The organism is Accumulibacter sp. (genome assembly GCF_036625275.1).
In the GTDB taxonomy this organism is placed as follows: Bacteria; Pseudomonadota; Gammaproteobacteria; order Burkholderiales; family Rhodocyclaceae; genus Accumulibacter.
The window spans coordinates 1-22,059 of sequence record NZ_JAZKUD010000067.1; the positions used below are offsets into that span (position 1 = coordinate 1).

General features: G+C 64.6%; 17 protein-coding genes. 14 read left to right on the plus strand and 3 right to left on the minus strand.

What is annotated here, in order from left to right:
* The first annotated feature begins 762 nt into the window (after positions 1-762).
* From V5B39_RS16680 to V5B39_RS16690, 3 genes are read left to right on the plus strand one after another with little or no spacing between them, the layout of a single operon-like run.
* Complete coding sequence (locus V5B39_RS16680; RefSeq protein WP_332343994.1) at positions 763-1,440, plus strand: hypothetical protein; 678 nt, start codon at positions 763-765, stop codon at positions 1,438-1,440.
* Positions 1,395-2,036 (plus strand): DUF2802 domain-containing protein, encoded by a 642-nt coding sequence (locus V5B39_RS16685; protein ID WP_332343995.1) that lies wholly within the window; start codon positions 1,395-1,397, stop codon positions 2,034-2,036. The genes V5B39_RS16680 and V5B39_RS16685 overlap by 46 nt, the downstream gene beginning before the upstream one ends.
* 16 nt (positions 2,037-2,052) lie before the next feature.
* Complete coding sequence (locus tag V5B39_RS16690) at positions 2,053-2,718, plus strand: SPOR domain-containing protein (RefSeq protein ID WP_332343996.1); 666 nt, start codon at positions 2,053-2,055, stop codon at positions 2,716-2,718.
* A 4-nt stretch (positions 2,719-2,722) separates the two neighbouring features.
* Here V5B39_RS16690 and V5B39_RS16695 read toward each other — a convergent pair whose 3' ends face one another.
* Positions 2,723-3,061: a tetratricopeptide repeat protein gene (locus V5B39_RS16695; RefSeq protein WP_332343997.1), complete on the minus strand. Its 339-nt coding sequence runs from the start codon at positions 3,059-3,061 to the stop codon at positions 2,723-2,725.
* A 43-nt stretch (positions 3,062-3,104) separates the two neighbouring features.
* Here V5B39_RS16695 and V5B39_RS16700 point away from each other — a divergent pair, with 43 nt between their 5' ends.
* Positions 3,105-3,488, plus strand: a complete 384-nt coding sequence (locus V5B39_RS16700) for a RidA family protein (protein WP_332343998.1) — start codon at positions 3,105-3,107, stop codon at positions 3,486-3,488.
* Positions 3,488-5,539, plus strand: coding sequence for an ATP-dependent DNA helicase RecG (gene recG, locus V5B39_RS16705; protein ID WP_332343999.1), 2,052 nt, complete (start codon positions 3,488-3,490; stop codon positions 5,537-5,539). The genes V5B39_RS16700 and recG overlap by 1 nt, the downstream gene beginning before the upstream one ends.
* 330 nt (positions 5,540-5,869) lie before the next feature.
* On the opposite strand, the gene V5B39_RS16710 is transcribed toward recG, so the two are convergent.
* Positions 5,870-7,498 carry a methyl-accepting chemotaxis protein gene (locus tag V5B39_RS16710; RefSeq protein WP_434735711.1) on the minus strand — a complete coding sequence of 543 codons (1,629 nt, stop codon included), beginning with the start codon at positions 7,496-7,498 and terminating at the stop codon, positions 5,870-5,872.
* 744 nt (positions 7,499-8,242) lie between these two features.
* The gene (locus V5B39_RS16715; RefSeq protein ID WP_332344001.1) at positions 8,243-9,211 is read right to left on the minus strand and encodes a ParB/Srx family N-terminal domain-containing protein; all 969 of its coding nucleotides are present in this window, start codon (positions 9,209-9,211) and stop codon (positions 8,243-8,245) included.
* Between the two features lie 292 nt (positions 9,212-9,503).
* Here V5B39_RS16715 and V5B39_RS16720 point away from each other — a divergent pair, with 292 nt between their 5' ends.
* The 9 genes from V5B39_RS16720 (at position 9,504) to V5B39_RS16760 (ending at position 21,935) form a co-directional block, all read left to right on the plus strand.
* Complete coding sequence (locus V5B39_RS16720) at positions 9,504-10,673, plus strand: patatin-like phospholipase family protein (protein ID WP_332344002.1); 1,170 nt, start codon at positions 9,504-9,506, stop codon at positions 10,671-10,673.
* 83 nt (positions 10,674-10,756) lie between these two features.
* Entirely contained in the window at positions 10,757-11,155 is a 399-nt protein-coding gene (locus V5B39_RS16725) for a hypothetical protein (RefSeq protein WP_332344003.1), read from the plus strand.
* A 24-nt stretch (positions 11,156-11,179) separates the two neighbouring features.
* Positions 11,180-13,249 (plus strand): tetratricopeptide repeat-containing protein, encoded by a 2,070-nt coding sequence (locus tag V5B39_RS16730; protein ID WP_332344004.1) that lies wholly within the window; start codon positions 11,180-11,182, stop codon positions 13,247-13,249.
* A 394-nt stretch (positions 13,250-13,643) separates the two neighbouring features.
* Positions 13,644-14,132: a DUF4440 domain-containing protein gene (locus V5B39_RS16735; RefSeq protein ID WP_332344005.1), complete on the plus strand. Its 489-nt coding sequence runs from the start codon at positions 13,644-13,646 to the stop codon at positions 14,130-14,132.
* A gap of 151 nt (positions 14,133-14,283) precedes the next feature.
* Complete coding sequence (locus V5B39_RS16740; RefSeq protein WP_332344006.1) at positions 14,284-15,984, plus strand: NADH-ubiquinone oxidoreductase-F iron-sulfur binding region domain-containing protein; 1,701 nt, start codon at positions 14,284-14,286, stop codon at positions 15,982-15,984.
* Positions 15,977-18,754 carry a formate dehydrogenase subunit alpha gene (gene fdhF, locus V5B39_RS16745; RefSeq protein WP_332344007.1) on the plus strand — a complete coding sequence of 926 codons (2,778 nt, stop codon included), beginning with the start codon at positions 15,977-15,979 and terminating at the stop codon, positions 18,752-18,754. Before V5B39_RS16740 ends, fdhF begins: the two co-directional genes overlap by 8 nt.
* Positions 18,755-19,025: 271 nt before the next feature.
* On the plus strand, positions 19,026-19,931 hold the full coding sequence (fdhD, locus tag V5B39_RS16750) for a formate dehydrogenase accessory sulfurtransferase FdhD (protein WP_332344008.1): 906 nt from the start codon (positions 19,026-19,028) through the stop codon (positions 19,929-19,931).
* A gap of 151 nt (positions 19,932-20,082) precedes the next feature.
* On the plus strand, positions 20,083-20,730 hold the full coding sequence (locus V5B39_RS16755) for a zinc ribbon domain-containing protein (protein WP_332344009.1): 648 nt from the start codon (positions 20,083-20,085) through the stop codon (positions 20,728-20,730).
* A gap of 185 nt (positions 20,731-20,915) precedes the next feature.
* The gene (locus V5B39_RS16760; protein WP_332344010.1) at positions 20,916-21,935 is read left to right on the plus strand and encodes a caspase family protein; all 1,020 of its coding nucleotides are present in this window, start codon (positions 20,916-20,918) and stop codon (positions 21,933-21,935) included.
* Positions 21,936-22,059: the final 124 nt, after the last annotated feature.

Sequence of the window (22,059 nt, forward strand, 5' to 3'; positions counted from 1 at the left end):
TCAATACTTCAATTTCCACATACACCTCCTTCGTGATCATCGGCGCCCAAAAAAATCGCCGATCTTCTCAGTTCGGTGTATCAACTTTCAATCGTTGCGCTGTATCAATTTACTTCCGTTGCTGACAAAGCTCACGACCCGCCGCGAGGGAAAGATCGCCTGGCTTTGCTCGACCATGCGGACCGCGACGGGGTCGTCCGTCTGTTTTTCCAGGGTTGGGGGGTGAAGAATAAAACCGTGTGGGTCTTTGAGAAGGCTCACCCGCAGTCCCCCCGTTCCACGGGCACCCCGGCCCTTCCTTGGCTGATCCCTTCCGTGGGGGGGTCGAAAATCGAGCAGACTTTCTCGGGGTGTGGAATCACTTCGCTTGCCAGCACCCGACGGCAAATCTGGTCGATCTGACGTTCGGCAAGGGTCCGGTTGCCGTCTAACGAACGGAGCCTCGCCAGATCACAGAGCGAGACACTCGGCGTGGCGAGCTCTTCGATCCGCGTCTGCTCGGCGCGTTGCCGAGAAACGGCAGCCGCTGCCAGGTCACCTTGGTGGGCGTCTCGACTCTCTGCTTTTCTGGCCTCGCGAACGGCTTCGTCCTGGGACGGGGAACGTTTGAGCGGTGGGGTCTTGCTGGACGATTTCTTGAACGGCCGCCGGTGGTAGCGGCTTGGTCGCCCCCCTTTCAAGCCCCGCTTCTCGCTGACCTCTGCACTGCACTCGAGGGTCTTGCGAATCGCGTCATGCAGCAGGGGGGATGTCGGTCGGACAATGAACGTCCGTTTCGACCCCAAAGGAGTCACCACGTCCTTTGAGGACCTCTTCTGGGCTTTTTTTGACCAGGCGGTGACCGGCGCGGACCCCGACGGCGTCGATCCGTCCGAGGACCTCCGGCGTGAACCGCCGCAGCTTGTCTTTCAGGGTCTGTCATTCGTACCTGGACAGATCGTACCCGTCAGCCGGCCCCAACATCTGGCGCAACGTCTTGGGCTGATTGGCCAGTTCCTGTCACCGGTCGTCGTCCGCATCAAGCCCGAGACGCACGACGCCCAGCACCCGGATCGTCCCCGGCTCCATGCCGGGTCGCCCCAGGGCATTGCGGGCCAGCTTGCCATCAGCATGGCAGGGAAGCCCTTCCTCGAGGATCGCAAAGACTTCGTCTCACAGTTCGCGAGGCGCCGAGATGGACGGCCGCCCGACGAGCAGTTTCGGGCTGTCGTCCCGCGATTTGGGATCGAGCACGAGGGCTTCGATCGGAAACTCGCCCAAACTCGCTTGCCGCGTCATGACTTCCCGCATCGCTTGATCCCTGAATTCCTCTACACACCGCGCGGAAAGATGGTTCTTGAGGCGGGCCAAGTGTCTGGCATAATGTCTGCCGGACAGGGTCACGAAGGCGTGCAATGGATCTCGATCTACTGGGCAGTCTGGGTTGGCGCGAAGGCCTGATCGCGGTCATCGTGCTGCTGGTCGCTTACATCATCGTCCTCTATCTGCGCATGCGGCGCCTGCAGCGCGGCGTCATCGCGTCGCCACCACTGGCGGCGCAGGCGGCGCAGGCAGCGGCTTACGCGGCAGTCCAGGAATCGGCGACGGCGCAGGGGGTAGCCGCGGCAACGGTCGATCCGGTCGCGGCAGTCACTGCGCTCCCGCCCAGCGCGCTCCCGCCCAGCGGAGGCGCGTCCGTTGCCGCACCCGACGCGCCGGCAGGTGCCGAGCCGGCGCCGCCGGAATTCGCCTGGAACGAGCCGCCAGCAGGAATGCCTGGGCAAGCGTGGATCGATTCCTTGCAGCGCGAAGTCTATCAGTTGCGCTGCGAGGTGGACGAGTTGCGCACTGAAGTGTTGGCCGCGCGCGAGGACTTTCGGCAACAGAGCAGGCAATCGACCGGGTCGGCGCCGGCGGCGGCGCCGCTTTACAACGATGCGATGCAGATGGCGATCCAGGGGCATGATGCGACCACCATCGCCCATCATTGCGGCATTGCCCGTGCCGAGGCGGATCTGGTGGTGGCGCTGGCGCGCAACCGCTACGAGGGTGTTTAGCCGCGGAGCCCGGGAAGTGGCGAAGCGACCGGCCAACAATTTGCCTCGTACCCTGGCTGCGCCTGCCGTTGTCACACCTGTGTGGTTGGGGCAAGCCGATCTGAAGCGCCAACTGTGGCGGCAAATGGCCGTTGCTGCGCTCTTGATCGTAGCCGCGCTGGTGACGCTGATCGTGCTCGATTACCTGAGCTCGCAGGAGGAAGAGATGGCTGTGGGTCCGCAGTTCACCCAGCCGGTACCGGTCAGAAGACCGTCACCTCCTGTCGAAGCCACGCCATCGCCTGCCGAAACGCCGCCATTCGAGCCTCTCGCGGCGGGGCCGCAGGCCAGTGGTGCGGCGCTTGAGAGGTGGCTGCCACCGGCGGAACCATCGTCGCCTGCGAGCCCTCCGGGCGATGTCGCGGCGGCCGCAAAAGCAGGCGCGCCGCTGGCCGAACCGTCCGCTGCGCCGATGCCACGCCTGCTGGCGGGGCTTGTCGTGCAGTCCGGAGTCGTGCCGGATGTACGTCAGGCCGAAGCGATGCAGGCAAAGTTTGCCGCAGAAGGCATCCCTGTCAGCATCGAGGTGCGTCTGCAGCTTGGCCCTTTCAGGACGCGCGCCGAGGCCGAGGTCGCGCGCCAGAAGATCAAGGGACTCGGGGTCGACGGACTGATCACGGTTGGCAAGGTCAGCAGGCCTTGATGCGTCAGTTCTCCGACGCGGGCAGTTGACGGCGCAGGCGCCGGGCAAAAACGGTCATCTCCCTGGCCGCCTGAATGTCCCCTCGGCTTTCGGCAATGACGATCCCTTGTTCATAGGCCGCGAGGGCTTCGGCCTGGCGACCGCCCTCGCTCAGGGCTTTCCCGAGCAGCTTCCACGCCGCCGAATACTGGGGGTCGCTCTCGATCGCCGCGCGCAGGTGGATTGCGGCTTGTTCAAAGTGGCCGGTCTTGAGATACTCGTTGCCCAGTGAATAACGTAGCACGGCACCGTCACGCGGGCCGCCAAGCAGTTTTTCGAGATTGGCGATCAGCATTGTCGTCATTTAAGATCCCCTTTTTCAAGCCCCCATTGTAAAGGACAGCAGCATGGCCAGAACGATCATTTCAACCCCACACGCGCCCGCAGCGATAGGGACCTACTCGCAGGCGGTCAAGGTCGGCAACACTGTCTATCTCTCCGGCCAGATCGGACTTGACCCGGCCAGCATGCAGATGGTCGACGGGATCGACGCGCAGATCGTGCGTGTTTTCGACAATCTCAAGGCCGTCGCGGAAGCGGCGGGCGGCTCGCTGGCCGATGTCGTCAAGCTCAACGTTTTTCTCACCGACCTGGCGCATTTCACGACGGTCAACTCGGTGATGGGTGGCTATTTTCCCGAGCCTTTTCCGGCTCGTGCCGCGGTTGGCGTGGCCTCTCTGCCGCGTGGCGCGCTGGTTGAAGCCGACGCGGTGATGGTCATCGACGGCTGATGCCGACAGCGGACGCCATCGATGCGCCGCCAGTCATCCGGAGCCGGCTGCAAAAGCTGGGTTTGCATCGGCGCGACGATCTCGTCCTGCATCTGCCCCTGCGCTACGAGGACGAAACGCGCATCACCGCCATCGCCGATGCCCCCTGCGGGATGCCGGTGCAGGTCGAGGTCCGGATCATCGATCTTTCGGTCAGGCCGGCACCGCGTCGCCAACTGCTGGTCCGGGTTTGCGATGCGCATGCTGATGGCAGTGTCCTCGATCTGCGTTTCCTGAGCTTCTACGGCAGCCAGCAGCGGGCGCTGGAGAACGCGCGCAAATGCGGGTTCAAGCTGCGTCTTTTCGGCGAAATCCGGGCCGGTTTTCTGGGTCCCGAGATGGTGCATCCCCGTTACCGCATCCTCGCCGGCGACGAGAAACTGCCCGACTCCCTGACCCCCGTCTACCCGACCACTGCCGGGTTGTCGCAGACCAGCCTGCGCCGGCTCATCGCGCGCGCGCTGGACAGCGCCGACCTCGCCGAACTGCTCGACCCCGACTGGTGCAAGCGTCATTCCCTGCTGCCCTTTGGCACCGCCGTGACCCTGTTGCACGCGCCACCGCCCGAGGCTTCGGAAGTGGCCCTGCAGACCCGCAGTCACCCCGCCTGGCGGCGAATCAAGTTTGATGAACTGCTGGCGCAGCAGCTTTCGCTGCGCCGTGCCTACCTGGCGCGCCGGCACAAGGGTGCGCCGGTGCTGGCCGGCGCCGGCCGGCTGGGCCACCGTTTCGAGGCCTCACTGCCCTTTGCGCTGACCGCGGCGCAGCGGCGTGTCGTGGCCGAGATTGCCAGCGACCTGGCCGCGCCTTACCCGATGCAGCGTCTGCTGCAGGGGGATGTCGGCTGTGGCAAGACCATCGTTGCGGCGCTGGCGGCTTGTCAGGCCATCGAGGCGGGTTATCAGGCCGCGTTCATGGCGCCGACCGAAATCCTCGCCGAGCAACATTTCCTGAAGCTGCAGGCCTGGCTCGAACCTCTGGGGGTCGAAGTGGTCTGGCTGACGGGCAGTCTCAGGAAGAGCATCAAGCAAGCCAAGCAGTTACAGGCCGCGACGAGCGCGCAACTGATCGTCGGAACACATGCGCTGATTCAGGAGCGAATCGATTTCGCCCGTCTCGGCCTCGCCATCGTAGACGAGCAGCACCGCTTCGGCGTCGTGCAGCGGCTCGAGTTGCGGCGCAAGGGCGGCAATCCGCACCAGTTGATGATGTCCGCGACGCCGATTCCGCGCACGCTGGCGATGAGCTACTACGCCGACCTGGACGTTTCGGTGATTGACGAAATGCCGCCGGGACGCTCACCGATCAGGACGCGAATGTTTTCCGACAGCCGCCGGGAGCAGGTCATCGCCGCAGTGCGCGCGGTCATTGCCGGCGGACGCCAGGCTTACTGGGTCTGTCCGCTGGTCGAGGAATCGGCGAAGCTGGAGTTGCAGGCAGCGCTGGAAACCTGTGCAGCGCTCAGTGCCGAACTTCCCGATCTGCGCATCGGTCTCGTGCATGGCCGTTTGCGCGGTGATGAAAAGGCGGCGGTGATGGCTGCCTTCGCTGCCGGTGAAATCGATGTTCTGGTGGCGACCACCGTCATCGAAGTCGGTGTCGATGTCGCCAACGCTACGTTGATGGTCATCGAACACGCCGAACGCTTCGGACTTTCGCAACTCCACCAGTTGCGCGGCCGCGTCGGTCGTGGCAGCCACGATTCGGTCTGTGTGCTGCTCTATCAGCAGCCCTTGTCGCCGACTGCACGGGCGCGCTTGAAGATCATTTTCGAAAACACCGATGGCTTCGAGATTGCTCGTCAGGACCTGCATCTACGCGGTCCCGGCGAGTTCGTCGGTAGCCGCCAGTCGGGTGTGCCGCTGCTGCGCTATGCCGACCTCGAAGGGGATGCCGATCTCGTCGAATTGTCGCAAGCCCTGGCCGTGCACCTGTTGCGCGCTGACCCTGGGCGCGCCAGGCAGCATTTGCGGCGCTGGCTGGGGAATCGGGAAGAGTTGTTGAAGGCCTGACTCGGGCCCACACACTCGCGCGCCGGGGAAGATGGTCCGGATTATCGAGGAAACAGGCCGGTGATCGAGGGCGTGGTCCGGATTGCCTCTGGACCTTGTCGGATCGGCATCGGCGAAAGCCGTTACCGGTTCCTGCCGGGGGAAAACCAATTTCAAGCATCAGCAGGATGGCAAACTCCATCTGCACGTGCATCCGATGCCTCGTGAACATTTCCCTTCCTCCTCGGAGGATCGTCTGATTTCGACGATAACGAGGCAGGAGCGTTTGTCGACGATACGCCCGGTGTCGCCGTCCGGGTGGGGTGATCGGGGTCATGGCCGGAGTCCTCCTCAGAAACGTTCGAAGTCGTGCTCGGCCGGCGTCGGCGCGGTGCCGTGGGCCGGTGCCCTGGAACGTGCCGGCATCGCCTGCCGGGCGGGCGGGGCGGCGCGGCGCGCCGTGGTGGCGCGGTGGTTCTGCTCGGCGAATCGGAAGAAAGTCATCAGCTCCTGCAGTTGCGCCGCCTGGCTGCCGAGTTCCTCGGCGGTGGCGGCGAGTTCTTCGGAAGCCGAAGCATTCTGCTGCGTCGCCTGGTTGAGCTGCCCCATCGCGCCATTGATCTGGCCGACGCCCGAACGCTGCTCCTGCGAGGCGGCGGCGATCTCCTGCACGAGACCGGAGGTCTTCTGGATCGACGGCACCATGTCGCCGAGCAGCGAGCCGGCGCGTTCGGCGAGTTTCACCGACTCTTTGGCGACATTGCCGATTTCCTGCGCGGCGACCTGCGAGCGTTCCGCCAACTTTCTCACCTCGGCGGCGACGACGGCGAAACCCTTGCCGTGTTCGCCGGCGCGCGCGGCTTCGATGGCCGCATTCAGGGCCAGCAGGTTGGTCTGGTAGGCGATATCGTCGACGATGCCGATCTTGTCGGCGATGGTCTTCATCGCTTCGACGGTTTTGCTGACGGCTTCGCCGCCTTCGAGGGCCTGCCGCGAAGCGGTCGAAGCCATGCCGTCGGTGACTTTGGCGTTCTCGGTGTTCTGGACGATCGACGCGCTCATCTGTTCCATGCTGGCCGTCGTTTCCTCGACCAAAGCGGCCTGTTCGCTCGACGACTGCGAGAGCGACTGAGCGGTCGCCGAGACCTGGCCCGAGGCATTGCCGAGGTTGTCGGCGGCGGTACGGACTTCGCCGATGATCTCGCCGAGCCTGGCGGTCATCGCCTGCATTGCCGACATCAACTGGCTGACTTCGTCCCGGCCCTGGGCTTCGACCCGAACCGTCAGGTCGCCTTCGGAGAGGGCGTTGGCGGCGGCAAGCGCCTGATGGATCGGGCGGGTGATCGAGCGCGTGATCCAGAGGGCACAGCCGATGCCGGCGATGAGTGCGGCAATTGTCAGCACGAGCACGAGTTGCGCGGCCTGTGTGGCTGCCAGATCCGCCGTCTCGCCGGCCTTTTTCATCGACTCTTCCTGGAATGCCATCATTCCGTTGATCGACGCGAGGTAGTCACGCTGAGCGGTGCGCATCGATCCCAGCAGATGTGCGATCGCTTCGTCCCGCTTGCCGGACTGCGCCAGCTCGATGAAGCGATTGAGCTCGGCAACGTAAGCCTTGCGCTTTTCCTCCGCGATGCCGAGCACCTTCCTGCCGGCCTCGGAATGTGTCGCCTTCTCGAGTTTCTCGTAGCGATCGGTGATCGTTTTCCGCGCTTCCGGAATTCGGTCGAGTTCCTTCTGGACCTCGTCAGGCTTGGCGACCAGGAGCGCGTTACGCATGACACGTTCGATCAGCAGGACCTGCTCGTTGATGTTGGAGGTCATGACGATCTTGGGGAATCGGTCCTTGACCATGTTGCTGATCTCGTCGTCGAGCATGTAGATACGGGTGTAGGCAATGGTCGAAATGACGAGCAGCAGGATGAACACAATGCCGAAGCCAAGGCCGAGACGAGCGCCGATTTTCAGGTTCTTGAACATGACGACTGATACCATGGGATTTGCCATCGGGAAGCTTTCTCCTGTACTCAATGGCGCGCGCGGCAGGGGGCGAACCCATGGGCTTCCCTGGGCAGGCGACCTGCAGTGCGGCCGGAATCGGTATAAATACTGAGAGGCTGCCGTCAGTCCAGGCTTTTAGGAGGTTTCTGGTAAGTACTGCCACCGAGCAGACGGATAATCTCCATTACGGCGTTCGGCAGAACAAACTTGAGCCTAATCTCGATATTTTTTGACTCTTGGCCGCACGGCTCGAGCAAATCCATCTGGGCTGCCGAAAAGAAGCCCTTGCCGTGCCTGTCGTGCACGGCTCACAGAATCCTGCACAGGCAGTCGTGGTTGAAATTTCCAGCAACAGAAGGTGTCATGGGCATGCTGAGTGTCAGTTGCCCGACGACATCCAGGACGACTTCAATCGGACGTTCGCCGATGGGAACAGGAGCGCTGTGGCCGTAAAGAAGCCATGGCAGGAAGCCGTCGCTCAATCGCTGCCGTGCCGGTTCGCGAACGGTTCGGGGGTGGGGGGGCCACGATAGGATTCAGTCAAGATGGGCATACGGCCATAGTCGGCAGGTGGTACCCCTATTCACGGAAATCTCCTGAGAGGCTGGTCTAGAGTCCTTTCCGGACCAGTGGAGCCTCGATGTCTTCAGTACCGGTTCGCCGTCTCGTCGGTGGCGACGGGCGTGCCTGCTACTGCGCAGTCACGCCCGGACTGTGGTGTGGCTACTTGCAGTGTTTGGGCTGCGCAACGCCGGTCTGCACCGCGGGATTGTAGCCGGCGCCGTCGCCTACTGCTTTTTGCGCCGCGGGGGCTGCCGCTGCATTCATCGCCGCAGGCAGCGCCTTGCTGAGCTTGTCATACTGATTGTCGAGGCACTGCGTGTTCAGGGGGGTTTGTTGCGAGCAAGACGCCTCTCCCGCCAGAGCCTCCCTGACCTCCTGGACGCTGCCCAGATAGGCGCCCCACTTGAACTCGAGGAAATAGGCGTCGGCACAGGTCACGTTCGGAAACTTGTCCGCGCAGCTCAGTTCGTCGTCATCCTTGGCGGCTCCCGGAGGATCGCATTTGACATAGCCACAGCTTCCACGCACCCAGGCCGAAAGGGTCCGCAGCGGGTCGTCCTGCAAGGCACCGATGGTCTTGGGAAGCTGGCTGGGCGTGATGTCATTGCCGGCAGGATCCTTCAGCCAGGTATCGTGCTGTTTGATCATCTCCTGCCAGAAGGCGTCTTCTTTCATGTTCGACCAGTCGGCGATCAGGAATGCATAGACCTTCTTGTCCTTGTCCTTGATGTCGGCATTCCAGACGGCGGTGGAGAGATGGTGGTGGTCGGTCAGGTAGAAGACGCCACCCGGCCCGCGCACCATGGGAACCCAGCGATTGTCGGCGAGCAGATAGTCGTCGAGTTTTCCTGCCTTGGCCTTGCTCGATATCTTTTCCGCCTTGCATTCGACCGCATCCATTCCCACTGCCGATTGCGTCGGATGGAACGTTTTCACGTCGATGATGCACCCTCTTTTCTTCTTTTCCTTGAGCGTGATGATTCCCTCGTCATTAGGCCGGGCGACCCTGGTATTCTTGCCGCATTGCGGGATGGCCGCATCCCCCTGGTCCTTGCCTTTCTTGGCCTCGGCGGTCCCCGCCAGGCCCAGCACCAGCAATCCTGAAAGCATGATCGTGACTGTGCGCATCTCTTTCCTCCTTTGTTAAACCAATGGGAAACAAATCACCGTAGGCATTGCCGCCGCCCGCGCGCAGTATCGGCGGCGTAGCCGGCGAAGTCAATTCGACGAAGGCGTGGAAGGGCTCGATGTGGTGCCGTTCCGCGGTATGATTACGGACGCCTGGCCGGCCCGTCGCCGGGCAGCGGCGACGGGCCGGCCAGCGCGATGCACATCCGGTCGAACCGGGCCATCCGCCAGCATCGCGGTTGCCACGTTTCGCGACACGATGAACCTGCTTCAGGAGTGCAGGAGAAAACGCATGAGCTATACGATCCGAACCCGCGACCAGCATCTTGCCGCCGACGGTCTGCCGAAGCGCATCCTCGCGCTCGACGGCGGCGGCTTGCGCGGCATCCTGACGCTGGGCATCCTCGAACGCATCGAGCGGATGCTCGCCGAGCGGCATCGCGCCGGCGACGACTTTCGCCTGGCACACTACTTCGACCTGATCGCCGGCACGTCTACCGGCGCGATCATCGCCGCCGCGCTGGCTAAGGGAATGCGCGTTGCCGAAGTGCTCACCGAGTACCGTCAGCTCGGCAGCAAGGTCTTCGCGAAAAGCCTGTTCCGCCAGGGCGTGCTGCGCGCCAAATACGACGCCGGCACGCTGAGCAAGGAACTGCAGCGCGTCTATGGCGCCGGAACGACCCTGGGCAGTGACCGCCTGCTGACCGGCCTCGTCGTCGTCACCAAGCGGCTCGACACCGGCAGCCCGTGGCCGCTGATGAACAATCCGCGCGGCCGCTATTTCCATGGCGACGGCAAGGGACGCATCGGCAATGGCGACTACCCGCTGTGGCAGGTCGTTCGCGCTTCGACCGCTGCGCCGTCGTATTTCGACCCTGAAAAGCTGACGATCGCCGCTGGCCAGGGCAATCCCGGGCAGGAAGGCCTGTTCGTCGATGGCGGCGTCAGCCCGTACAACAACCCGGCGCTGCAGGCGCTGATGGTCGCCACGCTCGACGGCTACCGCGTCGGCTGGCCGAGCGGCGCCGACAAGCTGCTGCTCGTCTCGCTCGGCACCGGCCGGCCCGACCCTGCCGTCGCCGAGGTCGGAATCGCCGCCGGACAGGCGATCCAGGCGCTGCTGGCGATGATGGAGGACGTCGCGACGATGCAGCAGACGCTGCTGCAGTGGCTCAGCTCGAGCCCGACCGCGCGCACGATCGACCGCGAAGTCGGCGACCTGCGCCACGACCTGCTCGCCGGCGCGCCGCTGCTGACCTATCTGCGCTACGACCTTGAACTGGCCGCCGAACAGGTGCGCGCGCTGGCTCCCGAGCTGCGCGACGACCAGCTCGTCGCCTCGCTCAGCGAGATGGACGCGCCGGAGAACATGGACGTGCTGCACCTGCTCGGAACGCGCGCCGGCGCACGCGACGTGCAGGCGCATGACTTCCCCGCGCATTTCGACCTGCCGGCTGGGTAATTCCCCGCCTGCCCCGCGCCTACCCCGCGCACCTCGTGCACCATTCCCTCTACCCCCTGTCTCCTGCCTGCCACTTCTTGCCGATGAACGCTCCCGCCACCCGCCGTCGCTACCGCCGCCGCGCCGACCAGGCCGTCGCCGCCGTCCAGCTCAACCTTGAAACGCCGGGCCTGCGCTACCGCAAGTGGGGGAACGAGCAATTCGCCAAGCCCGGCGACTGGCTCGTCGACAATGGTGGCGACGTCTACACCGTCGACGCCGGGACGTTTGCCCGCACCTACCGGTGCGTCGGTTGCGGCGCCTACGTCAAGAGCACGCCGGTCTGGGCCGAACAGGCCGCGTGTGCCGGCAGCGTCGCGACCCAGGAAGGCCACACGGCGTACGAAGCTGGCGACTGGCTGGTCAGCAACCGCGAGGACGGCGGTGACGCGTACGCGATCAGCGCCGGGAAGTTCGCGCACCTCTACGAACCCGACGAATAACCGGCTCACAGGCAGGAGGGTGCCATGCGCTATTTCGTCATTCGCGGTTTCGGCGTCAAGCGCGACAGCTCGGGGAAAGAATTCGACTTCGACCGCGTAGACCGCGAGCTGATCGCGCCGGCGCTGGCGCAATGCGACTTCGAGGGCGGCACGACCGGCGAGATACCCGACTCGGGAAGCATCCATGACGACATGTACCGACTGATCCTGCAGGCCGACGTCGTCGTCTGCGACATCAGCGTGCATAACGCCAACGTCTTTTACGAACTCGGCGCGCGGCACGCCCTGCGCAGGAAGCGCACGGTGCTCCTCAAGTGCAGCGAATCGGCCGACCGGACGCCCTTCGACCTCGGCGACTTCCGCTACCTGCCGTACTCGTGCGAGCGCCCGGCCGACGCCGTGCCGGCACTCGTCGCGGCGATCCGCCGCGGCGCCACGAGCGAACGCGAAACCGACAGCCCGATTTTTCGTGCGCTGCGCGACCTGCCCGAAGCACCGTCCGACGCCGCGGTGCCGAACGACTTTGCGCAGGAAGTGCAGCGCGCGAAAGTCGCGCGCGACCGCGGCTGGCTCCTGATGCTCGCCGACGAGCTGCGCAACCTGCCTTTCGAGCGTCCCGGCCTGCGCCTGGTCGCGTTCGCCCAGCAGGCGATCGAAGACTTCGAAGCTGCGCGCGACAGCCTCGAACGCCTGCTGCGCCTCGGTGACCGCCAGACTGGCGTGCGCTTCGCGCTGGCCAACATCTACGAGCGCAGCTACCGGCGCAGCGGCAGGCCCGAGCTGATGGATCGCGCCGAACGCGCGCTCGACGAAGTCCTGCAGCATCCTGAACTGCCGGCCAGCGAGCGCGCCGAAGCGCTCGCGCTGCGCGGGCGCAACCTCAAGACGCTGTGGCGCCGGGGTTTCGAGGGAATCGCCGACGTCGGCGAGCGGCGCGCACGCGCGTGCAAGCGGCAGTTGCTCGATAGCTGGCAGGCCTACCGCGAGTCGTTCCGGCGCGATCTCAATTCGTTCTACTGCGGCATCGCCTGCCTGCAGGTCGGCCACACGCTGCTCTCGCTGGCGGGCGAAAGGCGTTGGCAGGCGATGTTCCGCAGCGCGCGCGAGGCGGCGCGGCAGCGCGGCGAGCTGCACGACGAGCTGCGCACGCTACGCCACGTCGTCGCCGCGGCGATCGAGCGCGGCCTCGCGCACGGCAGCGAGAGCGACCGCTGCTGGGCGCGCATCAGCCGCGCCGACCTGCGCTTCCTGACCGGCAATGAAGCCGCTCTGCGCGCCGATCCGTCGATCCTGCTCGACGACTACGAACACGCGCTGCTCGGCCTCGAACCGTTCTATCGCGGCGCGGCGATCGGCCAGTTGCAACTGTTCGCGGCCATCGGCCTGCGCGCGGCGATCGCCGAAGCGCTGATCGCCGCGCTGCACCGCGACGAGCCGCCAGCGGCCGCGCCGCCGCACCTCGTGCTCTTCGCCGGCCATCAGATCGACGAAACCGGCCGCAGGCCGCCGCGCTTCCCGGCATACGCCGAGCAGGCCGCGCGCAAGCTGCTGCGCGAGCACCTCGTGCGCCTGCGCGCACAACACGGGCCGCTGCTGCTGCTCGCTTCGGCGGCTCCCGGCGCCGACATCCTGGCGCACGAAATCTGCGCCGAACTCGGCATCCCGACGCTACTCTGCCTGCCGATGCCGCTCGAAAACGTTTCTGCGCTGGCTTTCGGCAAGCGCGACGACTGGCGCAACCGCCTCCTCATGCTGGCCCGCCAGCACGCCGAAGCGATCCGCGTGCTGCAGGACGGCCCCGAGCTGCCGCGCTGGCTCAACGAACGCAACCCCGAACTGTGGCAGCGCGGAATCCGCTGGATCGTCCGCTCGGCGCAGGCGTGGCGCTGCAGCGCGCGCACGCTGCTCGCCCTGTGGGACGGCGACGAGAACGACTCCTCGACCGGTGGCGTTGCCGAAGTCGTGCGCCAGGCGCGCGAAACCGGCGCCTTCACGATCGAGTGGATCGACAGCCGCCAACTGCTCGCCGCCAACGGCCAAAGCGCAGGACGAAGCCTGCAGGCCTTTACCCAATCCCTATCCCCCAGCCCCTGACTCTCCACCCATGCCACTCTTTGATCCGGAATCCAGTTCGTTGCTCAAACGGCTCCTTTAAGATTTTGATCAGATGAACGAATCTGGATTCCGGCGGACGCCGGAATGACGGTGGGCTGTCATCACCAATTTGCCCTGCCTTCCCTGGCGGCTGTCGAAGACACCGGTATGGGGTTTGCGCTACCATTGCGCTGCTTGGAGACCATGGGACTACCCAGCCTTGCGCGACGGCAGGTCCAGTCCCCGACCCCTGCCACGGCCCGCGCGGCATCGCGGGCCGGCTACGGCGGCGCAAAGCAGTGCCCCGCGAAACCCGGCCTTTGCTCCGCGAGGGGAGGGGAGATTCCTGAGCCGGATACGCGACTTCCACGTTAACCTACATTAGGAGCGCTCTATGAAATCGAAATCGTTTGGTTTGTTTTTTGTTGTCGCTGCACTTGCAGGCTGCGCCTCAAACCAAGTCGCGCAGAACAGTGCACAAGGCGCTCGCACAGAGAACTGCCAAGCAGTTTCCAAGGCAGAAATTGAGTCACTGTTTGATCGCTGGAACCACTCCTTGCTAACGGGTGATCCGCATAAGGTGGTCGCCAACTACGCAGAGCGTTCAATTCTTTTGCCGACAGTTTCAAACAAGCCACGTCTCACGCCAGCCGAGAAGGAAGATTACTTCCACCACTTTCTGGAGAATCGCCCTTCCGGAAAGATTGACTTGCGATTCGTTGAGCTCGGTTGTAACACTGCACTTGACGCGGGCCTTTACACCTTTACGTTTGCCAAGACAGGAACGTCGGTCAGCGGACGCTATAGTTTTACCTACCGTTGGAATGGTTCGGAGTGGTTGATTACCAGCCACCATTCCTCGGCCATGCCTGAGAAGAAATAGTACAGAGAGGCCTGCGGCGATTTCCGTGAATGGAGATACCGCCGGCCGGCGCTGGCCGTCAGTGCCCATCTTGCCCGAATCGTATCGTCGAATCCCCGTACCCGCGTATCATGGCGGTTACTATTGCGACTTCGAATCGGGAAACCAGGGCATGAACAGTCACCAGGAGTCTGTCGCAGGGCGGCGCAAGGGGTACGGGCAGCGTCAGGGCCGACGGGTCGATGCCGACCGGCGTGATGCCGTCGTGAAGCTGCTGGCCGACTTGCCCCTGCGCCGCGACCTGTTGCTGGAACATCTGCATCGATTGCAGGACGAGCACGGCTGCCTGCGCGCGGGAGACCTCGTGGCGCTGGCCGACCTGTTGCGAATCGGTGTCGCCGAAGTTTATGAGACGGCCACTTTCTACGCCCATTTCGATCTTTGTGACGATGACGATCCGGCGCCGGCGCTCGCGGTTCGGGTCTGCGACGGCCTCGCTTGCCGACTGCAGGGGGCGCTGCAACTGACGGCGTCGCTGCGCGAATGGCTCCCGCCGTTGCGCGCCAGAGTGCTCCGGGCACCCTGCATGGGTCGCTGCGACCTTGCGCCCGTGGTCCAGGTCGGCAAGCGCCATGCCGATCGGGCGAGCACCACGGAGGTGCTCGCCCTGATCGAGGCGGGGGTCCTGACACCGCTCCCGGTGGTCAGCGAGAGTTTCGACGCCTACCGCGCACGCGGCGGCTACCAGCCGTTGCAGGCGCTGCGCAGCGGCGTTTTGCCGACCGGGACGGTCCTCGACGAAGTCGAAGCGGCGGGGCTGCGCGGGATGGGCGGCGCCGGCTTTCCGAGTGCCCGAAAATGGCGGCTGGTCAGCCATGCGCCAGCACCGCGCTACCTGGTCTGCAACGCCGACGAGGGCGAGCCGGGAACGTTCAAGGACCGCCTGATCCTGGAACAGCAGCCACACCAGTTCCTTGAAGGCCTGCTGCTGGCGGCCGCCTGCATTGGCGCTGCCCGTTGCTGGATCTATCTGCGCGACGAATACCCGGCCGCGCACGCCATTCTGACCCGCGAAATCGCCTTGCTCGAACGACTGAAACTGGTCGAAGCGGGCTTCATCGAGTTGCGCCGCGGCGCTGGCGCCTATATCTGCGGCGAGGAGTCGGCGCTGATCGAGTCGATCGAGGGCAAGCGTGGCTACCCGAGACAGCGCCCGCCCTACGTCGCCGAGGCCGGCCTTTTCGGGCGGCCGACCCTGGTCAACAATGTCGAGACGCTGGCGCTGGTGCCGGGAATTGTCGCCGGTGGAGGCGCCCGCTTCGCCGCGCTGGGCAGCGAGGGTTTTGCCGGTCTGCGCAGTTACTCGGTCTCTGGCCGGGTGCGCGAACCAGGGGTCAAGCAGGCGCCGGCGGGAATCAGCGCGCGCCGCCTGATCGACGACTATTGCGGCGGCATGGCCGAGGGTCATCAACTGCTGGCCTACCTGCCCGGCGGTGCCTCGGGAGGGATTCTGCCGGCGAGCATGGCCGATCTGCCGCTGCAGTTCGGCGAACTCGAGAAGGTCGGCTGCCTGATCGGTTCGGCGGCAGTGATCGTTCTCTCCGATCATGATGACCTGCGCGCGGCGGTGCAGGCGCTGCTCGAGTTCTTCGCCGACGAGAGTTGCGGCCAATGTACGCCCTGTCGGGTCGGCACCGAGAAGATGCTGGCCATGTTCCGCGCACCCGAACCGGACCTGGATCTGCTCAATGAACTGGCCACGGTGATGCGCGATGCGTCGATCTGCGGCCTGGGCCAGGCGGCACCGAATCCGCTCATGACCGCGTTGCGCTATCTGCCACAGCATCTGATGACAGGTCACGGCGATGGCTGAGACCGGATCGGCAGAGCTTTGCTTCGTTCTCGATGGCCGCCCGTTGACGGCGCTGCCCGGTGAAACCATCTGGCAGGCAGCTCGGCGCGCCGGTACGACGATTCCTCATCTGTGTACGCGCGCAGCGCCAGACTATCAGCCGGGCAACAACTGCCGCGCCTGCATGGTCGAGATCGATGGCGAGCGAAATCTCGTCCCCAGTTGCAGCCGCCAGGTCAGCGAGGGGATGCAGGTGCGCAGCGATACTTCCGAGCGTGCCCGACAAAGCCGGCGCATGGTGATCGAACTGCTGCTCACCGAACAGCCGCCACGCGCGCAGGCGTACGACCGCAACTCGGCGTTCTGGTACTGGGCCGGGCAGTCGGGTGTACACGCCAGCCGCTTTCCGCCACGCGCGACGACTCCCTGTGCCGACCGCAGCCACCCGGCGATGAGCGTGCAGCTCGACGCCTGCATCCACTGCCAGCTCTGTCTGCAGGCTTGCCGCGACATCCAGGCAAACGACGTGATCGGCATGGCTGGTCGCGGCGCAGCAGCGAGAATCGTTTTCGATCTCGACGACCCGATGGGCCGATCGAGCTGTGTCGGTTGCGGCGAATGCGTGCAGGCCTGCCCGACCGGCGCACTGCTGCCGACCGCAATGCTTGCCGACGACGGCAGCGGCCTGCTCGGAGCAGGTGAGACCGTCGACCGCGTCGTTCCCAGCGTCTGCCCTTACTGTGGTGTCGGCTGCCAGGTCGACTATCGGATTCGCCATGATCGGATCATCGCCGTCAGCGGCCGCAACGGGCCGGCCAATCGGGAGCGCCTGTGTGTCAAGGGGCGCTTCGGCTTCGACTATGTGCACTCGCCACAGCGCTTGCTGCAACCCCTGATCCGCCGCGATGACGCGCCCAAGGTCGCCGATGCAGCCTTCGACCCGGCCAGGCCCGGCACGCATTTTCGGGAAGCGAGCTGGGAAGAGGCGCTGCAGCGGGCCGCGTCGGGGCTGCTCTCGATTCGCCAGCAGCACGGTGGCGGCGCACTCGCCGGTTTCGGTTCGGCCAAGTGTAGCAACGAGGAAGCCTACCTGTTCCAGAAACTGGTACGCACTGGTTTTGGCACCAACAACGTCGACCATTGCACCCGCCTCTGCCATGCCTCGTCGGTGGCAGCCCTGATCGAAGGCGTCGGTTCCGGCGCCGTCTCGGCGTCGTTCATGCAGATCGACCACGCCGAGCTGGCGATCCTGATCGGCTGCAATCCGGAATCCAACCACCCGGTCGCCTCGACTTTCTTCAAGCGCGCCGCACGTCAGGGCACCCGCCTGATCGTCATCGATCCGCGCCGCCATGGTCTGGCGCGCTTTGCCGACAAGACGCTGCAGTTCCGGCCCGGTACCGATGTCGCGCTGCTCAACGCGCTGCTGCACACGATCATCGACGAGGGCCTGTTCGACCCGGCGTATATCACCCGCCATACCAGCGGCTTTGCCGAGATGCGAACGCACCTTGCCGCTTTCAGCCCGGAAGCGATGGCCTCGGTTTGCGGCATCCTGGCCAGCGAAATCCGCGCGGTGGCGCGACTCTACGCCCGCTCGAAAGCGTCGATGATCTTCTGGGGAATGGGGATTTCACAGCACGCGCATGGCACCGACAACGCGCGTTGCCTGATCGCTCTGGCGCTGATGACCGGACACATCGGCCGTCCGGGCACCGGTCTGCATCCGCTGCGCGGGCAGAACAACGTTCAGGGCGCATCGGACGCCGGTCTGATCCCGATGGTCCTGCCGGACTACCTGCCGGTCTCGGTGGCTGCCAATCGCCGACGTTTCGAGCAGCTCTGGAACGTGACTCTCGATCCGCGGCCGGGGCTGACCGTGGTCGAGATCATCAACGCCGCTGCCGCCGGCGACATCCGCGGCATGTACATCCTCGGAGAAAATCCGGCGATGTCCGACCCGGACCTCGGGCATGCGCGGCAGGCGCTGGCGTCTCTCGAACATCTGGTGGTGCAGGATTTGTTTCTCACCGAAACCGCGATCTACGCCGACGTCGTCCTGCCGGCGTCGGCCTGGCCGGAGAAGGAGGGCAGCGTGACCAACACCAATCGCCAGGTGCAGCTCGGTCGGCAGGCTCTGCCCTTGCCCGGCGATACACGGCCCGATTGGTGGATCATCCAGGAGCTGGCGCGCCGGCTCGACCTCGACTGGCGCTACGACAGCCCGCAAGCGATCTATTCCGAGATGCGCATGGCGATGCCCTCGCTGGCCAACATCAGCCACGAACGCCTCTTGCGCGAGGGTTCGGTGAGCTACCCCTGCGCCGGTGCCGACGTGCCGGGTGCCGACGTCGTGTTCGAGGACGGTTTCCCGACGCCCAGTGGTCGTGCCGGCTTCGTTCCCGCCGCCCTGCTGCCGCCCGACGAACAGCCGTCCGGGGAGTATCCGCTGATCCTGTCAACCGGGCGCCTGCTGGAGCATTGGCATACCGGCGCGATGAGCAGACGCAGCGCCACGCTTGACGCCCTCGAACCCGAAGCAGTGGTGACCGTCAGTGACGAGGACCTGCGTCGGCTGGGCATTGCCGACGGCGAGCGTGTCCGCCTGAGTACCCGGCGCGGTGCAATCGAAGCCACGGCTCGCGCCGATCCCGCCGTCGCACCCGGATCATTGTGGCTGCCATTCTGCTTCCACGAAGCCGCCGCCAACCGCCTGACCAACCCGGTACTCGACCCCTTCGGCAAAATTCCCGAATTCAAGTACTGTGCAGTACGCCTGGAGCGAGCCTGACGGTCATGGCTTGTCCAGGCACCCCCGATCAGGAAAGTCACGACTGTTTCCCTCCCTTGCAGGGCGCATTCCGGCTTGCACGCCGGAATTGCTCGATGGGCGCGGAGCAGGCTCCGCGAATTCCCCATCTCGCCCCCCAACCCATCCCACGGCCCGCGCTGCATCGCGGGCCGGCTACGGCGGCGCGGAGCAGTGCTCCGCGAAACCCCGCCTTCGCCCCCCGCAAGTGGGGAGGGGAGATTCGTGCGTCGCTGACGCGACTTTCACATTGATGAATCCCTTCGCGCTGGCGCCCGACCCCGACGATCCGGAACTCACACGCCACGTCGAAGGCTGCGACCACCGCGGCCAGGCGGTGGCGCTGAGTGTCGTCGTCGAGCGACCGCTGACCCTGTATCTGAACGGTACCGAGGTGGTCACGCTGATGACCATCGGCGACCACCCCGAGCTACTGGCCCTGGGCTTTCTGCTCAACCAGAACATGCTTGCCGGCGACGATGCGGTCACCGCCGTGGATTATGACAGTGAACTGGACGTGGTGGTCGTTCGCACGCGCAGCGAATCGAGCTACGAGCGGAAGCTGCAGCGCAAGATTCGCACCTCGGGCTGCGCGCAAGGGACGATCTTTGGCGACATCATGGAGCGCTTCGACGACATCCGCCTCGACACTGCCGCCGAGGTACGCTGCTCATGGCTGCAGAGCCTGTTCCTACAGATTGGCCGGCAACCGAGCCTGTACCAGAAGGCCGGCGCGATTCACGGTTGCGTCCTCTGCGAGCGTGACCGCCCACTCGTCTATATGGAGGATGTCGGACGGCACAACGCCGTCGACAAGATCGCTGGCTACATGCACCGCCACGGTCTCGGCGGCCGCGACAAGATCTTCTATACCACCGGACGCCTGACCAGCGAAATGGTGATCAAGACGGTTCAGATGGAGATCCCGATCCTGGTGTCGCGCTCGGGTTTCACGGCCTGGGGCGTGGACCTTGCCCGGCGCGCTGGACTGACGCTGATCGGGCGTGCCAGGGGACAGCGCTTCATCGTCCTGTCCGGCGGCGAAAGGCTGGTCTACGACACCGATTTCGCCAAGGCGACGGGCGACGATGGCTTCGATCCGTCGGAACAGGGCAGAAGCAAGCGATCCGGGGAAAGATCCACCGATTCGACACCATGACGACATGCATTTCCAGGCTTGTGCTCGTACTGCCAGCAGTGCTGCCAGTGCAAGTTTTGCGCTGGATCAAGATACGGACGCTGATTCCGGTGTGAAATCGCAACACTGACGGTACAAGACACCGGAGCACCGACATTTTGAGGACAGACACATGGCCGAAATTCAGTTCGCCAGAAACTTCAACGACCTGTCGCACGCGCAGGGGGTCGATGCAGGTTTCCAGTTCGAGTTCTACTGCGAGCGCTGCGCTGATACCTGGCGCTCGGAGTTTGCTCCCTATCGCAGCGGTCAGGCTTCAGGCTGGGTCGGCAAGGCGGCGAGCATTTTCGGCGGAGTCCTCGGCAGCGTTGGTTCGGCGATCGATGGACTTGCGCAGCATGGCTTCGGCGAAGCCCGCGATGGCGAACTCCGGCGTGCGATCGAGCAGGCCAAGGCGCATTTTCACCGCTGTGGCAAGTGTCACGCTTACGTCTGCGACCGTTGCTTCAACTCCGGTAGCGGCCTGTGCTACAACTGCGCGCCGGACGTCGAGGTAGAGATCGAGGCTGCGCGCAATCAGGGCGAGGTCCAGGGTGCGACGGAGAACGCGGTCGCCGAAGGTGTCCGCCACGGCAGTCAGCGCGAAGTCGGGCGCAGTCGGCAACTCGTCTGTCCGGCCTGCGGAGCAGAAACGCACGCTGCGAAGTTCTGCCCCGACTGCGGTCAGCGCCTTGGTGTCCCTGGTGTGTGTGCCTGCGGAACGAGGATTCCAGCGGGTGCGAAGTTCTGCCCCGAATGCGGCGCCAGGACGAGCGGCTGAGTCTGTTGCATCCGCTCGGCAGCGTTCGACCTCGCATCGCCCAAGGGTCATGGCGGTTGCAGGCAGCCCCGATCATGCAAGCCATGACCCTTTTCTTCTCCCGCTTGCGGGCGGGGGGAGGTTCGTGAGTCACTGACGCGACTTTCACATTAACATCAGCCGAAGCCAAGAAGGATCTGCCAGACATGCCGTACGCCCTTCTTCCCCCTCTCCTGGTGCGCTGGACGATGGTGGCGGTGCTGTTTCTCTCCGTCGGCATGCCCGTCGTGCACGCCGAGTCCGGCGAACCTGAGTCCTTCGATGCCCTTGGCGAGTTCCTGAAATCGGCCACTCCCCTCGAGCCTGCTTTGCTTGCCGAGTCCACCCCGACCCCCACGCGCACTGTTGCCGCGCCCGTGCAAGAGCGCCGTGTTGCCTTGGTGATGGGAAACAACGCCTATCAGCACGTCAATCGACTCGACAACGCCGTCGGTGATGCCCGGACTATGGCACGGGAATACCGTTCGCTTGGTTTCGATGTCATCGAGAAACTTGATGTCGATCTGCGCGGCATGAAGGCCGCCGTCCGCGAGTTCGTGCAGCGGATCGCCAATGGTGGCGTTGGTGCTTTTTTCTTTGCTGGCCATGGTGTTCAGGAAGGTGGCAACAACTACCTGCTGCCCGTCGACATCGGCGCGCTCACCGATCCCGCAGCGCTGTCGGACGAGGCCATCGAACTCAATGCTGATATCATGGCGCGCATCGGTCAGAGCGGAGCCAAGTTCAGCCTGCTGGTGATTGATGCCTGTCGGGACAATCCCTTTCCCCGCAGAGCCGGCCGCGGCGTCGGCGGCACGCGCGGCCTGGCCATGCCCGGCACACCGGATGGCATGGTGGTCGTTTATTCCGCTGGCGTTGGCCAGCAGGCGCTCGACCGTCTGGCCAAGGATGGCCGCGATCCCAATGGCCTGTTCACTCGCGAATTTATCCGCGAGATCCGCAAGCCTGGGCTCGAAGTCGCCGAAGTGGTGAGGAATGTCAGACAACGGGTCAGGGACCAGGCGGCAAAGGTGAAACACGAGCAGACGCCGGCGATCTACATCCAGGCCGACCGTTTTTACTTGATCCCTGACGCCGGGAGTGTCACCCTTCAGACGACCGCCAGCCTCGAGGAAAGCCTCTGGGCCGCGCTCGACCCTACTCGTCCCTGCGAATATCAGGTTTAAGCGCTCAGCAAAAAGTCATCCGATAATCAGAGCCGAAGCCGGCCAAAATTTTGTCGACGTCGGCCTCAAGCGTCGCGGCGCTCCGGGCTTTGAAGGCCATCCACTCGTACTTCATCTGGTGCCA

Coding starts and splice junctions, on each gene's coding strand:
- fdhF (WP_332344007.1), top strand. CDS start 15,977: ATGGCTGAGACCGGATCGGCAGAGCTTTGCTTCGTTCTCGATGGCCGC.
- V5B39_RS16730 (WP_332344004.1), top strand. CDS start 11,180: ATGCGCTATTTCGTCATTCGCGGTTTCGGCGTCAAGCGCGACAGCTCG.
- V5B39_RS16695 (WP_332343997.1), bottom strand. CDS start 3,061: ATGACGACAATGCTGATCGCCAATCTCGAAAAACTGCTTGGCGGCCCG.
- V5B39_RS16725 (WP_332344003.1), top strand. CDS start 10,757: ATGAACGCTCCCGCCACCCGCCGTCGCTACCGCCGCCGCGCCGACCAG.
- V5B39_RS16710 (WP_434735711.1), bottom strand. CDS start 7,498: ATGTTCAAGAACCTGAAAATCGGCGCTCGTCTCGGCCTTGGCTTCGGC.
- fdhD (WP_332344008.1), top strand. CDS start 19,026: ATGAATCCCTTCGCGCTGGCGCCCGACCCCGACGATCCGGAACTCACA.
- V5B39_RS16735 (WP_332344005.1), top strand. CDS start 13,644: ATGAAATCGAAATCGTTTGGTTTGTTTTTTGTTGTCGCTGCACTTGCA.
- V5B39_RS16680 (WP_332343994.1), top strand. CDS start 763: ATGAACGTCCGTTTCGACCCCAAAGGAGTCACCACGTCCTTTGAGGAC.
- V5B39_RS16740 (WP_332344006.1), top strand. CDS start 14,284: ATGAACAGTCACCAGGAGTCTGTCGCAGGGCGGCGCAAGGGGTACGGG.
- V5B39_RS16760 (WP_332344010.1), top strand. CDS start 20,916: ATGCCGTACGCCCTTCTTCCCCCTCTCCTGGTGCGCTGGACGATGGTG.
- recG (WP_332343999.1), top strand. CDS start 3,488: ATGCCGACAGCGGACGCCATCGATGCGCCGCCAGTCATCCGGAGCCGG.
- V5B39_RS16715 (WP_332344001.1), bottom strand. CDS start 9,211: ATGCGCACAGTCACGATCATGCTTTCAGGATTGCTGGTGCTGGGCCTG.
- V5B39_RS16685 (WP_332343995.1), top strand. CDS start 1,395: ATGGATCTCGATCTACTGGGCAGTCTGGGTTGGCGCGAAGGCCTGATC.
- V5B39_RS16720 (WP_332344002.1), top strand. CDS start 9,504: ATGAGCTATACGATCCGAACCCGCGACCAGCATCTTGCCGCCGACGGT.
- V5B39_RS16755 (WP_332344009.1), top strand. CDS start 20,083: ATGGCCGAAATTCAGTTCGCCAGAAACTTCAACGACCTGTCGCACGCG.
- V5B39_RS16700 (WP_332343998.1), top strand. CDS start 3,105: ATGGCCAGAACGATCATTTCAACCCCACACGCGCCCGCAGCGATAGGG.